This is a genomic window from Ramlibacter sp. WS9 (assembly GCF_003797765.1).
GTDB lineage: Bacteria > Pseudomonadota > Gammaproteobacteria > Burkholderiales > Burkholderiaceae_C > Ramlibacter.
Genome location: NZ_RKMB01000011.1, coordinates 93,261 through 107,584, shown reverse-complemented (window position 1 = coordinate 107,584; position 14,324 = coordinate 93,261). Strand labels below are relative to the sequence as shown.

The window sequence follows — 14,324 nt, the reverse complement described above, 5'->3', positions numbered from 1 at the left end:
ACCGACTCGAATCAGAGCTTCGGCGTGCGATTGACCGCAAACCCGATGCGGGTACGCCCTTCACCAGAGACGGCCATGGTGTGACCCGAATGCATCCGTGCAATGGCTGCCACGATGGCCAGCCCAAGCCCGTGATGCACGTGCCCGTCCGCACGCGACTCGTCGGTGCGGAAGAATCGATCGAACAGCCGCGGGATATGCAGCGCATCGATATCGGGCCCCGTGTTTTCGACGGCGACTTCGGCGCGGCCCTGCGCGTCCAAGCCGATGTGCACCGTGATGGCGGAGCCTCTTGCCGCGTAGCGTGTGGCGTTGCCGAGCAGGTTCGACACCGCGCGCTTGAACAGCGGCTGATCGACAGCGAGTTCGGCATCACCCTCGACATCGACACGCAGTTGCGCCTCGCTCAAAGGTGCCTCGTGAAAATCCACCACCTGGCGTACCAGGTCCGCGAGGCGGGATGGCGCACCACATCTCGCCGTCGCGCCCCGGTCCGCGCGTGACAGAAACAGCATGTCATTGACCAGGGCCGCGAACCGCTGCAACTCTTCCAGGTTCCCCGTCAATGTCTCGCGCAGTGCCTCGGCCGGTCGGTCCTCACGCGACAGCGCCACTTCGGTGTGGCCGATCAGCGCGGCCAGGGGCGTGCGCAACTCGTGCGCAACGTCGGCGTTGAATGCTTCAAGCTGCACATAGGCCGACTCCAGCCGCCGCAGCATCGCGTTGAACTGATCGATCCAGGGCTGTAGTTCGGCGACCGGCTCGGCCAGCGACAGGCGCTGGTCCATTCGTTCCGGTGAGATAGCGCGCGTCTGGTCTGCCAGCGTGCGCAGGGGCCGCAAGGTGCGGCGGACCCGCCAGGCGCTGGCCAGTCCTGCGGACAAGCCACCCAGCAACGTGGCGGCCAGCAGGATCAGCGCCAGCCGCCCCAGCATGCGGGAGTCCTCCGCGGTATCCAGCAGGAGCACGCCTCGCGCGTCGCCTGCCGCGAGCGGCAACACGAAGTCCAGACGTTGGGCCTTCGCGAAACCTTGAGGGACTTCGGGATCCCGGTACAGCAACTCGCCATCCGCCGCATGCAACTCGAGGTAAGTGCCGACCCGGCGCGCAACGCCCGTTTGCAACTGCTTGCGCATCTCCGCCAGGCCGCCGGCGCGTTCCGCCGAGAGCGCAACGTCACGCGTCGCGGTGAGCTTGGCAGCCAGGTAGGTCCGTTGCTTGTCTTCGAACGACCACTGGGTTGCCGCAAAAATGCCCGCGCAAAACAGGCCCAGGCCCAGGGCCGTCTGCCACGCGAGTTGCATGGAGAGGCGCCTCGCCAACGAGTAGCCGGCCTTTTTCATGTGGAGCGTTCTTCCAGCACGTAGCCCATGCCGCGCACCGTATGCAGCAGGCGTTGCGGGAACGGGTCGTCCATCTTCGCGCGCAGGCGGCGCACAGCCACCTCGACGATGTTGGTGTCGGAATCAAAATTCATGTCCCACACCTGTTCGGCCAGAGTGGTGCGAGACAGCACCTGGCCGCGCCGGCGAAGCAGCACCGTGAGCAGCACGAACTCCTTGGCCGTCAGCTCGAGACGGCGGCCGTCCCTCCATGCCTTGCGCCCCAGCAAATCCACTTCAAGCTCGGCCAGCTTGAGAGTCGTCGGATGCATCGATGTGCCGCCCGAGCCGCGCCGCATCAGTGCGGAGATGCGAGCCAGCAGTTCCGAGAATGCGAACGGCTTGACCAGGTAGTCGTCCGCCCCTTCCTCCAAACCGCGCACGCGATCTTCCACCTTGTCACGCGCCGTGAGCATCAGCACCGGGGTGTTGCTGCGTGCACGCATGGCGCGCAGGACACCAAAGCCATCGATGCCGGGCAACATTACGTCCAGCAGAACGACGGAGTAGTCGCCTCCTTCGGCCAGGCGTCTGCCTTCGATGCCGTCGCGTGCCACATCGACCACGTACCCGTGCTCGGTCAACCCCTTCACAAGGTAGTCCACCAGCCGGATTTCATCTTCCACCACCAGCACCCGCATCGCTTGCCTCTGTTCAACCTGCACACTCGCAATGATCGCAGCAACAGGCCCGGCGGGCATTACAAATTCGTCATCTGCCGGGCAGGCCGAAGATTGCGGAAATGTAATGCCGCTGTCGCTTTCCTGCGTGTTGGCCCCACTCAAATACCTGCAGCCGCCACCGGCGGAAACAGGAACCAACGATGACGACTCAACTTCAGATCAACGGTCGCCGAGTGCGCGTCGAGGCGGCGGCGCAGACGCCTCTCTTGTGGGTGCTGCGAGAGGAACTGAGCATGACCGGCACCAAGTATGGCTGCGGCGTCGGCCTGTGCGGCGCCTGCACCGTGCATGTGGGCAATGGTCCCGCGCGATCGTGCATCACGCCTGTCGGATCTCTCGCTGGGCAGCAGATTGGCACCATTGAAGGCCTTGCACAAGATCGCGTCGGCAGCGCGTTGCAGGCCGCCTGGATCGCGAATGACGTGCCGCAGTGCGGCTACTGCCAATGCGGGCAACTGATGAGCGCGGCGATGTTGTTGCGCACCACGCCCAAGCCGAGCGACGCGGACATCACGCAAGCCATGGCGGGCAACGTCTGCCGCTGCGGAACTTACGACCGCATCAGAACGGCCATCCACCAGGCAGCACGCGCGCTGTCAGTTTGAAGGAGATTCGAATGTTGACCACCACCCCTGTTGACGCAGCCCAATCCCTTCCGTCCGGCGAGCCCCGTCTGACGCGCCGCCGGTTCACATTGGCTGCGAGCGGCGCCGTGCTGACGGTCGCCATCCCGCTGGGCGCGCAAACGCCGCCGCCGGCTGCGCGGCCCCCGGTCGTCCACGCACCGGGCTCATTCATCCGCATCGCTGCCGATGGTCTCGTCACGTTCTTGCTGCCCACGAGCGAGATGGGGCAAGGCATTCACACGGCCCAGGCCATGATCCTGGCCGAGGAGCTGGGCGCGGATTGGACCCGGGTCCGCACGACCATGCCCGAGCAGGTCGCGCCCGACTACCGCTTGCCCACGGGCCAACAGGCCTCGTTTGGCTCTTACGGCGTCCGTTTCTGGCACGACCCCCTGCGACGCGCCGCCGCGCAGATGCGTGAACTCCTGACCTTGGCGGCGGCCGAGCGGTGGTTGGTACCCCCCGCGTCATTGATGGCCGAAGACGGCCATATCGCCCATGCGGCGACCGGCCGTCGTATTCAGTTTGGCGCGCTGGTGCAGGCGGCGTCAGCCCTGCCTGTGCCGCAGAACCCGGTGCTGCGTCCGGTGGAACAGCGCAAGCTCACGGGCAAGACGATGCGCCGTGTGGACACACCGGACAAGGTGACCGGCCGGGCCCTGTATGCGGTCGACATGAAGGCGCCCGGCATGCTGCATGGAGCGGTTCGCTTGTCTCCGGTGTTTCGCGCCGAAGTCGAATCCATGGACGCGGCCAGCGTGCGCGCAATGCCAGGCGTGGTGGCCGTGGTGCCCGTACCCGGCGGCGCCGTGGTGGTCGCACGCAGCTGGTGGCAAGCCAAGCAGGCGGCAGACAAGCTCACGATTCAATTCAAGGCGACGCCCAACGACCGCGCTAGCACCCCGGAACTCGACGATCTGATGCGCGCTGCGCTGGACGGTGGCGCGGTGCCGCCCGCGCTCCAGCGTGGTGACGTGGACGCCGCCTTTCGCGCTCCGCACAAACTTGTGGAAGCCGACTACGCGGTGCCGCTGCTTGCCCATGTGTGCATGGAGCCGATCAATTGCATGGCGCAGGCCGGAGCCGACCGGCTTGACCTCTGGACCGGGACGCAAGGCCAGGACAACCTGTTGCGCGACTGCGGAAAGGCCGGCGGCTACAAGCCCGAGCAGGTTTTCTTCCACAACGCCTACCTCGGCGGGGGGTTCGGCCGCAAGACGCAGTCCGACGCGGCCGTGCAAGCCACGCTGGCGAGCCGCGCCGTGGGTGGCCTGCCGGTCAAGGTGCTGTGGTCCCGCGCCGATGACATACAGCAGGGGCGCTACCGCCAGACCATGATGTGCCGCATGCGCGCGGCGCTCGACGCCGATGGCCGCATCCTCGGTTTGCGTGTTCGCGTGGCCGGCCCGCAGATGGGGCGGGAATTCGGAATCCCCCTCATCAACGGGGTGGCAGATCCCTGGTCCGTCGGGGGGATCGTCGACATGCAGTACCAGATCCCCAATCTGCTCGTCGAGCATGCGGTCGTGCCGGTGCCGATGCCGCTGTCTCCGTGGCGCTCCATCGCCAACTCGTTCACGGGCTTTTTCGTGGAGGCATTCATCAATGAATGCGCGACGGCCGCGGGCAAGGACCCGTTGGAGTTCCGCCGCCAGCACTTGCAGGGCCGTCCGCGCATGCTCGCTGTGCTGGATCGCGTCGCGCAAAGCGCCGGCTGGGGAAGCCCTGCACCCGCAGGTGTGGCCCGCGGCCTCGCGGTTGTGGAAAGTTACGGCAGCCCGGTTGCCCAGATCGTGGAGGCGCGCCTGCGGGACGGCCGCATCAAGGTCGAGAAAGTGCATGTCGCCATCAACTGCGGCCGGGCAATCAACCCTGGCCAGATCGAAGCGCAGATGAGCGGTGGCGTGGTCGATGCAATGTCTGTCGCGCTGCGCGCCAAGGTCACTATCAAGGACGGTCGCACGGAGCAGTCCAGCTTCGGCGACTACCAGATCCTGCGCATGGGGGAAGAGCCGCAAGTGATCACGAGCATCGTCGAGATCGGCTCCCCGCTCGGTGGGGTGGGCGAGCCCGGCGTACCACCGCTGGCGCCCGCGCTGGCGGCCGCCGCCTCGGCGTTGTCTGGCCGGCCAGTGCGCCGGCTGCCTCTCGCTGATTTGGGGCTGGCCTGAACGGCACGAAACCGGAGCCTTGGGAACGCGGCGGCTCACGCCAGGTTGAACGGCAACTGACGCTGCGGCTTGCCGGTCAGTCGGGCGATCGCGTTGGCGAATGCCGGCGCCAGCGGCGGCAAGCCGGGTTCCCCCATGCCGGTGGGGGCGGCGGCACTCGGAACGACGTGGACGTCGAATTGCGGCATGTCGGTGATGCGCGCGACGGTGAAGTCTCCGAAGCTGCTCTGCTGCACCTCGCCGTCCTTCAACGTGATGGCGGCGCCGGGCAGGCACATCGACAGCCCCATCACAGCCGCGCCTTGCGCCTGGGCTTCGATGGTGCGTGGGTTCACCGCCAGGTTGCAATGGATGCCGCCCGTCACGCGGTGCAGCACCGCGCGGCCTTCTTGCACCGACGCCTCGACGACGTAGGCAACGACGGTCGAGAAGGACTCGTGCACCGCCACACCCCAGGCGCGGCCGCTTGCAAGCTGCTTCTTGCCGTAACCGCTCTTGTCCACGGCCAGTTGCAGCGCGGCGCGGTGGCGCGGGTGCTTGTCGCCCCACAGTTTCATGCGGTAGGCCACCGGGTCCTGCTTCGTGGCGCGGGCGATCTCATCGATCAATGTTTCCATCACGTAGGCGGTATGGGTGGCACCCACGCTGCGCCACCACAGCACCGGCACGTTGAGCTTGGGGTGATGAACCGTCAGGCGCATCGGCAGCGGGTAAGGCTCCCGCATGCCTTCGACCGCGGACGCGTCGATGCCATCCTTCACCTGGAACTTCTCGAACACGGAGCCGGTGAGGATCGACTGGCCCACGATGACATGGTCCCAGGCCAGCACCTTGCCCGTGTCGTCAAAGCCGATGCGTGCGCGGTGCAGGTGCATGGGGCGGTAGTAGCCTCCCTTCATGTCGTCCTCGCGGCTCCAGATCGTGCGTATCGGCGCCTTCAGCCCGGCGGCCCGCGCGGCCTTCGCGATCTCGCAGGCCTCGACCACGAAGTCGCTCGTGCTCGAGAAGCGCCGGCCAAAGCCGCCGCCCGACATCTGCACATTCATCTTGACCTGCTCAGGCCTGAGGCCCAGCACGCGCGCGACCGCGGCGCCATCCTGGCCGGGGGACTGCGAGCCTGTCCATACTTCCGCGCCGCCGTCGCTGAGGGCGACGGTGCAGTTGAGCGGTTCCATGGCCGCGTGAGCCAGATAGGGGAAGACGAACTCAGCTTCCAAATGCCGCGGCGCCGTGGCCATCGGCGCCATGTCGGCTTCGAAATGGCGAGGGCCGGGGCGTCCGGCCAGCTCGCGGTACTGGACGAGCTGTTTGTCGCTGTCCACCTTTTCCACGGCGGCCGTGTCCCATTCCACCTTCAGCGCATCGTGCCCCTGCTTGGCCCGCCAGTAGCCGTCGGCGATCACCGCGATGCCTTCGGCCCCACGATCCAGAGGCACACGCAGCACGGCCTTCACGCCCTTGATGGCGCGCGCGGCGCTGTCATCCACTGACTTCACGCGGGCGCCGAATACGGGAGGGCGTGCGACCACCGCGGTGAGCTGCCCGGGCAGGCGAATGTCGATGCCGAAGTCCTGCCGCCCGCTGCTCTTGGCCCGCGCGTCGAGGCGCGTGGTGGGCCGCCCAATGATGCGAAAGTCCTTCGGATCCTTCAGCGTGACCTTCTCGGGCACGGGCAGGGCCATGGCGGCATTCGACAGCTCGCCATAGCTCAGCTTGCGGCCACCCGGGCCCAGCACCGTGCCAGCCTGCGTGCGCAACGTCGACGCCTCCACGTTCCAGCGTGCGGCCGCCGCGGCGAGCAACATCGCCCGGGCGCGCGCGCCGAGTTCGCGGTACTGCGTGTAGCTGTTCTTGACCGAGTTGGAGCCACCCGTCAGATGCATGCCGAACATCGGGTCGACATAAGCGGCGTCACTCGAGCCATGCCGGCTGCGCACCAGTTTCCAGTCCGCATCGAGCTCCTCGGCCAGGATCATCGGCAAGGCGGTCTGCACGCCCTGGCCCATCTCCAGCCGGTTGATCGTCACGGTGACCTCGCCGTTGGGAGCGATCTGAACGAAGGCCGACGGCTGTTCGGTCGGTTTGAGGCTCGTGGGCTGGCCGGTGCCATTGGTCTGCGCCGCGGCGATGTGCGGGAAGGCGCCGAGCGCGAGGCCACTGGCGCCCGCCATCTTCAGGAAGCTGCGACGCTGCAGCGTTCCCGCTTCGTCGGGCTGCTCGCGGTCCATCATGTGTTGAAGGGCACGCGGCAGTTCGCGGTAGTCGATGTTGGGCAACATGATCGCTCCTTCAGGCGAGGGCCTTGGCGGCATCAGCCACCGCGGCGCGGATGCGGGCATACGTGCCGCAGCGGCAGATGTTGTTGGCCATGGCAGCGTCTATCTCGGCGCCCTTGGGCTGCTTGCCGCGGGGAAGCGACTTGAGGAAGGCCGTGGCGGTCATGATCTGGCCGCTCTGACAGTAGCCGCACTGAGCGACATCGTGCTTGACCCACGCTGCATGCACGGCGGAGCCGACGCGGTCGCCGCCGGTGGTCGCGGCTTCGATCGTGATGATCTTCTTGCCCGCGGCCGCTGAGATGGGCGTGACGCAGGAACGGATCGGCTCGCCGTCGACGTGAACGACGCAGGCGCCGCATATGCCGACGCCACAACCGAACTTGGTGCCAGTCATGCCCAGCGTGTCGCGCAAGGCCCAGAGAATGGGAGTGCCGGGGTCGGGATCAACCTGATGGGTCTTGCCGTTGATGTTGAGCGTGCTCATGGCGGGTCAACTCTCCTTGGATGTCGTTGGATCGGCTCGGCCAAAGATTGGGCCGAAGGGCGCATCCTAGGTGCGCGAGCCTCAAAGAAACAGCATCAAAAGGTGCACGCCTTGTGAAGAGTTTCTTCAAGATCGTCCTGCAACCCCTTCGACAGGGGCCATGCCTCGGCCGAAGGCATGCAGGCGATCGACATCCAGCACGTGGATCGTCCCGTACTTCATCTTCACCAGGCCCGCTTGCTCCAGTTCGTGAAGAGCGCGGTGTGCGATCTGGCGAGAGAGCCCGCAAAGGCGCGCGATCTCTTCTTGTGAAATGCGCAGAACGTCAGACGTCGCCGAGCAAAGCGTCGGGTTGAAAAGCTCGGCGACGCACACCGCCACCTGGGCCGTGGGAGATTGAATGCGGCAGCTCTCCACCACGGCAACGAACTGGCCGAGTCGCGCGTTCAACTGGCGCACAAGAAAGTGGTTGAAGGGAAGGCTCGTCTGGAACAGCCATTCGAATGTCGCCAAGGGCATCAACGCGATCCAGCTTTCGCGCAGCGTGACGACTTCGTAAGGCCGCAGCTCGCGCTTGAGCAGCGAACCCTCGCCCAGCCATCCACCCGTTGTCACGCCAATGAATGTCGTGCCGCGTCCATCGGCGGAAACGGTGTCGACCTTGACCATTCCATCGAGAACGCCCACCCAATGCTGGGCCGGTACGCCCTCCGGGCAAATCACGGATCCGGCGGGGTACTTGAGCACCTGCGTTTCCTGCTCGACGCGCGCGCGCTGGGCGGGATCAAGGTGCAGCGCCCAGGGAGATTCCAGGAGGCGATCTTGCATGGGGGCGCGCAATTCAGACACGGGAGAGTTTTCTAGAAACGAACAGGGAGCCCGAGTCTGCCTCGCCGAGCGCGTGCGAAATGTATACGCGATGACAGTCGGCGCGACATGTGCGTTCTAGAATGCCGCGCCTGTGATGAACCAACCCTTGCTCATGGTGGAGAACTCCTTCATGTGAGCGTGAACTGTACGGATGCATATCTCAAGGAAAAAGTGCTTAACGCCGCAAGCCTTGTGAAGCTATGCTTCAAATCATGAAGCTCAAGCAACTGGATGGATTGGTGGCTTTCTGGAAGGTGGCCGAGCACAAGGGCTTCACCGCGGCGGCTGCGGAGCTGGAGATTTCTCCCTCTGCGCTCAGCCAAGCCATCCGTCAGCTGGAAACACGGCTGGGCGTTCGGCTGCTGAACCGGACGACCCGGAGCGTGAGCCTGACGGAGGCAGGCGAGGCGTACCTCGCGCGGGTTGGCCCGGCGCTGGGCGAGGTAATAACGGCCGGGGAGGAAATGAATGTCATGCAAGGCCGGCCGTCCGGCACGCTGCGTCTCAACGCAGCCAGAATAGCCACGGCAATGGTTCTGCAACCGATGCTCGCCGGGTTCCTTCAAGAGAATCCTTATGTGCAGCTCGAGCTGACCAATGATGAAGGCTTCATCGACATCGTGGAGAAGGGGTTCGACGCGGGCGTCCGCATGGGTGAGAGCGTGCAGCGCGACATGGTCGCCCTGCCATTGGGAGGCCCGGTCACTGTGGCCGTGGTCGCTTCTCCGGACTATCTGCGGCGCTTTCCCGCGCCTCGCCACCCGGACGAGCTCGTGGGTCACAACTGCATTCGCTTGCGCTTCGGCGGCTCAGGAATGATCTACAAGTGGGAGTTCCAGTTAGAAGACCGGTTGGTGGAATACGAAGTCAAGGGCAGCCTCACCATCACCGACACACTCTTCAGCGTGGACGCCGCGCTCGAGGGCATCGGGCTGGCCTATGCGTTCGAGGAACTGGTCGAGCCCCACATTCGCACCAAGCGGCTCAAGCGGGTGCTGACCTCATACTCGCCGACCTTTCCCGGCTTCTATTTGTACTATCCGAGCAGGCACGATCAGCCCGCGAAACTCAAGGCGCTGATCGAGTACGCCCGGCGCCAGACAAAGTGAGCTCCTAGGGTTTTCCTATGCAAAGCGGCGCCCAAATGTTCATGCACTGACAGTTAGTTTCCGCCGCCAGTTTCAGAATCAGCTCGCCTCGCTGGAGACAACGCGTGGCTGGCAAGACCATTCCAAAACTGACGAAAGACAAGAGACATGAACGCTGGACTCTGTAAAGCACCCTCGATGTACTCGGCAAGGCTCGCCGCCGTGGCATCTGCCGCGCTGCTGCTTTCAGCATGCGGCGGTGACGGCGATGGCGCCTTGCCGGCGCAGTCGGTGAGCGCACTGCAAGCCTGCAGTGCCTTATCGGGAAAGACCATTGCCGGTGCGACGCTGACCACCGCGATGGTGGCCGCGAGCGGGGCCGTTCCGAGTTATTGCAAGGTCACGGGCACCATCGCACCGGCGCTGAACTTCGAGATCGAGTTGCCGGACGCGTGGAACGGAAAGCTCTACTACGCGGGCGGAGGCGGCTACAACGGGGCGATCGCACTCCAGTTTGCCGTGCCGGCACTGAGCCAGGGCTATGCGGTTGTCGGCAGCGACTCCGGGCATCAGGCCAGCCTTGTTTCGGCAGACTTCGCCTTGACGGACACCTTCGCCGCCCAGCTCTTCGGCAGCCTTTCGGTGCCGACGGTCATGTCGACCGCGCTGGAAACGCTGACTGCGGCGTATGGCGCGCCGCCGTCCAAGTCGTATTTCGAGGGCTGCTCGAACGGCGGGCGTGAGGCGTTGATGGCCGTACAGCGCTCCCCCAACCTGTTCGACGGCGTGATCTCGCGGGCACCTGCCTACAACTGGGTGGGTTTCATGGGCGCATTCAACCGCACGGCCAAGGCGCTGGCGGCGCCTGGAGGCGCGATCAGCCCGGCAAAGACGGCGCTACTGGCAAAGCACGTGCGCAACGCCTGTGACGGTCTGGACGGTATTGTCGACGGCGTCGTCTCGAATCGGGCGGCCTGCACGCCGGCGGTAGCGAATGTTTCCGCGCTGCGTTGTGCAGCGGGCGCCGACACCGGTGACAGTTGCCTGTCGGACGCGCAGCTTGCAGTGGTGACGTTCTGGACCAGCGATGCCGTATTTGCCGGCAGCGCCACCTTCCGCAACGCTGGTTGGAGCCTGACCGGCAACGAGGACGATCCGGCCGGATGGGGCCTCTGGCTCACCGGCACGGGCAGCCCCTTCGGCGCGTCGTTGCAGTTCCTCTTCCAGGATACGACCGTCAAGAACTACCTCGCGCGCGATCCGGCCGCCAACTCGTTGACCTACGCGCCCTGGGACCAGAACCAGAATGCGCTCTATTCGATGGCTGCGCTGAACGACGCGACCAACCCGGATATTCGTCCCTTCATCAACAGCGGCGGCAAGCTGATTCTCTGGCATGGCGGCAACGATTCGGCTCTCAGCCCGAACTCGACCGCCGAGTACTACGCCAACATGCGAAACGCGGTGGGCGCGGCCAACGCCGATGCCTCGACCCGCTTCTATATTGCGCCTGGGGTCGATCACTGCTTCGGCGGCCCAGGAGCGGACACCTCGGACTTGCTCGCCGCGCTCGACCAGTGGGTGACCAAGAGCACCGCACCAGGAACCTTGACCGCGGAGAAGCGCAACGAGGCCGGGGCAACCGCCTTCACGCGACCGCTGTGCCAGCATCCTCAGTACCCGCGGTATACCGGTCCGGCCAACGACGCTGCGGCTGCAAAACTGGCAACGAGCTACACCTGCACCTCGCCCTGAATAGTGGCGACGACCTACCGATCAACTCACCCGGCCCCGTCTGCGATGGGCCGCCCTGGCGCGATCCGCAACGCAAATGGCGCACCAGCGCGCGCCACCCGACCTATGCTCCGCTCTCATGATCACTCTCTATCACTGCATGAGCGCGCGTTCGTTCCGTCCGCTCTGGATGCTGGAAGAACTCGGCTTGCCCTATGCACTGAGAATGCTGCCATTTCCACCTCGGGTGTTGGCGCGTTCGTACCTCGAAGTCAACCCGCTGGGCACCGTTCCGCTGATGATCGACGACCGCACGCGCATGACGGAGTCGGCAGCGATCTGCCAGTACCTTTGCGCGCTCAGCGCGCCGACGTCGCTGCAGGTCGAACCCGCGGAAGATGAATATGGCGCCTATCTCAACTACCTCCACTTCGGCGAGGCCACGCTGACGTTCCCGCAGACGCTCGTGCTGCGCTACTCACGCTTCGAGCCCGAACATCGAAAGTTGCCAGCCGTCGCGGAAGATTACGGCAAGTGGTTCCTGGCCAGGCTGCGCACGTTGGAGCCGCTGCTCGCGCAACAGGAGCATCTGTGCGCCGGACGTTTCACGGCAGCGGATGTGTCGGTCGGGTATGCGCTGCTGCTGGCACAACACATTGGGCTCACGTCGCGCTTCACGCCCGCAGTCAAGGCTTACTGGGAGCGCCTGCAACAGCGCGAGGGCTACCGTCGCGCCCTGCAATCGCAAGAGGCCGCCGCGGCAGCGCAAGGTGTTTCCACCGTTCCCGCACCGGACAGCGCAGCGTAGCTACCGAACCGGTTGACTGGGCGATCGGCACCGACTGCGTCAGCCGACTCTGCTCCGGGCGGCGGCGTTCCTCGTGGCAGCGAACCACTCAATCTCGTCTCGCAACGTACTTTCGAGCGCGCGGAACTTGATGCCGAACTCTCTTGATATCTTCTCGCACGAGAAGCGCCGCCCATAGTCCGTGGAAATCACCCTGGCCGTAGCAAGACTTAGCAGCACCGGTCTTCCGGTCAGCCGAGCCCAAGCTTCTTGCGCAAGTGCCACTGCAAACAGCAGCGTCTTCGGAACAGCTCGTTTAGGGGCGGGCACTCCTGTGACTCGCTCCATTGCTGCAAGCAGCTCGCCCATCGACAGCGCATGCCCGGCGGCCAAGTAACGTTCGCCGTTATGCCCAGCCTGCGCAGCACGGATCATCACCTGGGCGACATCACGGGCATCAACAACCGACACCGTTGCATCCACAATTCCCGGCAGGCGACCGGCCATGTAGTCGAGTACGAACTGGCCCGCCGAGGTCGGACCCATATCTCCGGGGCCGTGTATCCACCCAGGAAGGACAAAGCTCACGTGCATGTCCGGATGCTTGTCCATAAAGGCGCGGATGCCCCGATCCGTCTCGATCTTGCTGCGATAGTAGTCATCCACGAGATCCAAGTTGCTTTGCAGCATGTCTTCGGTGATCAGCCCGTTGCGGCTATCACCCAGCACTGCGATGGAGCTGACGTGGACCACGCGCCTGATACCGGCCGCATAGGCGGCCCCAAGAAGCTCCAACGTACCCACGACGTTGGTTCTGAACAGCTCGGGCCAGTGCTTGCCGCCCTTGTAGCTGTCTCTGAAGTAGGCTGCGGTGTGGTAGAGAGTTGTTGCGCCAGGCAAATGCCGCCGATAGCTCTCTGGTGCCTTCAAATCGCCAACAACGACTTCAACTTGTCGCCGGTCCAGATCTGAGAACTGTGCCTTTGCCTTTGCCGCGTCCCGGGCCAGCGCGCGTACCGTGACGCCACCGCTTGCCAGCTGCCGAACAAGGTTGCTCCCGAGCAAGCCGGTAGAACCCGTCACGAAAGCGGTTTGCATATACATCATTCCTGCGTCCTTCTGTTGCCACTCAGTTCAGGGTGTCGAGCGAACGGCGATGAATGACGCTGGGCTTTAGTCCCTCTGCCATGCGGTCGGGAAAGTAGGCTTTGCCGAACTGCGACTCGAGGAAGTAGAAGTACTTTGAGGATGCCGCGCACGTCGAGATCGAATCGCCGACTGCCAAGGGCTTCTTGATCCGCGCAGTGGAGATAAATCCAGGCGGGCCGCTCAGTGCCGCCTCGACGATCTTCCCATTGCGACCTCGGGCGGAGAAGACAATTCCGACCTCCGTGATGAGCAGTTTGCCGGCTGCCACGCACATCCCGTCTGGTGTGTCCAGCGGGCGTGTGACTTGCACGAGGGAAAGTGGCCCAGCGGTGCCATCGGCCTTGATCGGGATTCGGTGTGTTTTGAACGTTCCCGTGCTGTTGATGAACACCTGGTCATCCATGATGGCGATGCCATTGACCTGGATGTTGTCAAAATTGAGCGCAATCTCGCCATAAAGCTCAGGTGACTTCACCCATTCCTGGATTGACGACGTGCCGGCGCGCAGTACCAACACCCTGGCGGTTCCCAGACGCACACCGTCGGGATTGGTGCCCATTGAATCGGTGATGTAGAGGTTTCCGTTTCGGTCAAAGCTGATGTCATCGCAGGTTCCGAAGTCAGGGAACGGATAGGACTTCACGAGCGTTCCGGTCTGGCGCTCGTAGACACGGACCTCGGGGATTCGATGAGGCGCCGATGTGAACACATTTCGGTTCACGCAGACGTGCAAGAGCGTCTGGGAGCTGTCAAGCGCAATGCCGTTGTATTGCACTTGCTCGCCTTCAGGGGGGGTGATGAAGCGCCTCATTTCCGTCTCACCGGGCAGCGCGCGATAGACTCCCGCCCCGCCAAAGACCCCAGAGATGTAGACCGTGTCGTCCGCGGCAACGGCCAAACCATCTGCAAAAACGCCAGCCGGCAGCGTAAGTTGAGCAACGTCGGCCGCGCCAGCGGCACTTGCCGTGGCAGGCGCCAGGATGAGGGCCGCGCTCGCGACGAGACTCCTCAGGATCAAATTCTGGAACATGATAGTGAATTCCTTTAGTGCTGCTATTGAGTTCAAGCTAG

At 64.4% G+C, this 14,324-nt stretch carries 12 protein-coding genes; 5 read left to right on the top strand and 7 right to left on the bottom strand.

Annotation, left to right across the window (positions count from 1 at the left end):
* Positions 1-11: 11 nt before the first annotated feature.
* Entirely contained in the window at positions 12-1,343 is a 1,332-nt protein-coding gene (locus tag EEB15_RS17580; RefSeq protein ID WP_141511171.1) for a heavy metal sensor histidine kinase, read from the bottom strand.
* Positions 1,340-2,023: a heavy metal response regulator transcription factor gene (locus EEB15_RS17575; RefSeq protein WP_141511170.1), complete on the bottom strand. Its 684-nt coding sequence runs from the start codon at positions 2,021-2,023 to the stop codon at positions 1,340-1,342. Before EEB15_RS17575 ends, EEB15_RS17580 begins: the two co-directional genes overlap by 4 nt.
* 182 nt (positions 2,024-2,205) lie before the next feature.
* Here EEB15_RS17575 and EEB15_RS17570 point away from each other — a divergent pair, with 182 nt between their 5' ends.
* Positions 2,206-2,670 carry a (2Fe-2S)-binding protein gene (locus EEB15_RS17570; protein WP_141511169.1) on the top strand — a complete coding sequence of 155 codons (465 nt, stop codon included), beginning with the start codon at positions 2,206-2,208 and terminating at the stop codon, positions 2,668-2,670.
* An 11-nt stretch (positions 2,671-2,681) separates the two neighbouring features.
* Entirely contained in the window at positions 2,682-4,862 is a 2,181-nt protein-coding gene (locus EEB15_RS17565) for a molybdopterin cofactor-binding domain-containing protein (protein ID WP_141511168.1), read from the top strand.
* Positions 4,863-4,897: 35 nt separating this feature from the next.
* Here EEB15_RS17565 and EEB15_RS17560 read toward each other — a convergent pair whose 3' ends face one another.
* The 3 genes from EEB15_RS17560 to EEB15_RS17550 all read right to left on the bottom strand — a co-directional run bounded on the left by EEB15_RS17560 (position 4,898) and on the right by EEB15_RS17550 (position 8,453).
* A complete protein-coding gene (locus EEB15_RS17560; RefSeq protein ID WP_141511167.1) occupies positions 4,898-7,141 on the bottom strand; it encodes a xanthine dehydrogenase family protein molybdopterin-binding subunit in 2,244 nt (747 codons plus the stop codon).
* A 10-nt stretch (positions 7,142-7,151) separates the two neighbouring features.
* Positions 7,152-7,625, bottom strand: coding sequence for a (2Fe-2S)-binding protein (locus EEB15_RS17555; RefSeq protein WP_141511166.1), 474 nt, complete (start codon positions 7,623-7,625; stop codon positions 7,152-7,154).
* Between the two features lie 126 nt (positions 7,626-7,751).
* Positions 7,752-8,453: a Crp/Fnr family transcriptional regulator gene (locus EEB15_RS17550; protein WP_233259528.1), complete on the bottom strand. Its 702-nt coding sequence runs from the start codon at positions 8,451-8,453 to the stop codon at positions 7,752-7,754.
* Between the two features lie 254 nt (positions 8,454-8,707).
* Here EEB15_RS17550 and EEB15_RS17545 point away from each other — a divergent pair, with 254 nt between their 5' ends.
* From EEB15_RS17545 to EEB15_RS17535, 3 genes are all read left to right on the top strand, one after another.
* A complete protein-coding gene (locus EEB15_RS17545; RefSeq protein ID WP_141511165.1) occupies positions 8,708-9,604 on the top strand; it encodes a LysR family transcriptional regulator in 897 nt (298 codons plus the stop codon).
* A gap of 147 nt (positions 9,605-9,751) precedes the next feature.
* Positions 9,752-11,338 (top strand): tannase/feruloyl esterase family alpha/beta hydrolase, encoded by a 1,587-nt coding sequence (locus tag EEB15_RS17540; RefSeq protein ID WP_141511164.1) that lies wholly within the window; start codon positions 9,752-9,754, stop codon positions 11,336-11,338.
* Positions 11,339-11,456: 118 nt separating this feature from the next.
* The gene (locus EEB15_RS17535) at positions 11,457-12,125 is read left to right on the top strand and encodes a glutathione S-transferase family protein (RefSeq protein WP_141511163.1); all 669 of its coding nucleotides are present in this window, start codon (positions 11,457-11,459) and stop codon (positions 12,123-12,125) included.
* A gap of 39 nt (positions 12,126-12,164) precedes the next feature.
* On the opposite strand, the gene EEB15_RS17530 is transcribed toward EEB15_RS17535, so the two are convergent.
* Together EEB15_RS17530 and EEB15_RS17525 are read right to left on the bottom strand one after the other, a co-directional pair.
* The gene (locus tag EEB15_RS17530; protein WP_233259527.1) at positions 12,165-13,211 is read right to left on the bottom strand and encodes an SDR family oxidoreductase; all 1,047 of its coding nucleotides are present in this window, start codon (positions 13,209-13,211) and stop codon (positions 12,165-12,167) included.
* A 22-nt stretch (positions 13,212-13,233) separates the two neighbouring features.
* Positions 13,234-14,283 carry an SMP-30/gluconolactonase/LRE family protein gene (locus EEB15_RS17525; protein ID WP_141511162.1) on the bottom strand — a complete coding sequence of 350 codons (1,050 nt, stop codon included), beginning with the start codon at positions 14,281-14,283 and terminating at the stop codon, positions 13,234-13,236.
* Positions 14,284-14,324 lie beyond the last annotated feature (41 nt).

Coding starts and splice junctions, on each gene's coding strand:
- EEB15_RS17525 (WP_141511162.1), bottom strand. CDS start 14,283: ATGTTCCAGAATTTGATCCTGAGGAGTCTCGTCGCGAGCGCGGCCCTC.
- EEB15_RS17575 (WP_141511170.1), bottom strand. CDS start 2,023: ATGCGGGTGCTGGTGGTGGAAGATGAAATCCGGCTGGTGGACTACCTT.
- EEB15_RS17535 (WP_141511163.1), top strand. CDS start 11,457: ATGATCACTCTCTATCACTGCATGAGCGCGCGTTCGTTCCGTCCGCTC.
- EEB15_RS17580 (WP_141511171.1), bottom strand. CDS start 1,343: ATGAAAAAGGCCGGCTACTCGTTGGCGAGGCGCCTCTCCATGCAACTC.
- EEB15_RS17540 (WP_141511164.1), top strand. CDS start 9,752: ATGAACGCTGGACTCTGTAAAGCACCCTCGATGTACTCGGCAAGGCTC.
- EEB15_RS17560 (WP_141511167.1), bottom strand. CDS start 7,141: ATGTTGCCCAACATCGACTACCGCGAACTGCCGCGTGCCCTTCAACAC.
- EEB15_RS17545 (WP_141511165.1), top strand. CDS start 8,708: ATGAAGCTCAAGCAACTGGATGGATTGGTGGCTTTCTGGAAGGTGGCC.
- EEB15_RS17530 (WP_233259527.1), bottom strand. CDS start 13,211: ATGATGTATATGCAAACCGCTTTCGTGACGGGTTCTACCGGCTTGCTC.
- EEB15_RS17565 (WP_141511168.1), top strand. CDS start 2,682: ATGTTGACCACCACCCCTGTTGACGCAGCCCAATCCCTTCCGTCCGGC.
- EEB15_RS17570 (WP_141511169.1), top strand. CDS start 2,206: ATGACGACTCAACTTCAGATCAACGGTCGCCGAGTGCGCGTCGAGGCG.
- EEB15_RS17555 (WP_141511166.1), bottom strand. CDS start 7,625: ATGAGCACGCTCAACATCAACGGCAAGACCCATCAGGTTGATCCCGAC.
- EEB15_RS17550 (WP_233259528.1), bottom strand. CDS start 8,453: ATGCAAGATCGCCTCCTGGAATCTCCCTGGGCGCTGCACCTTGATCCC.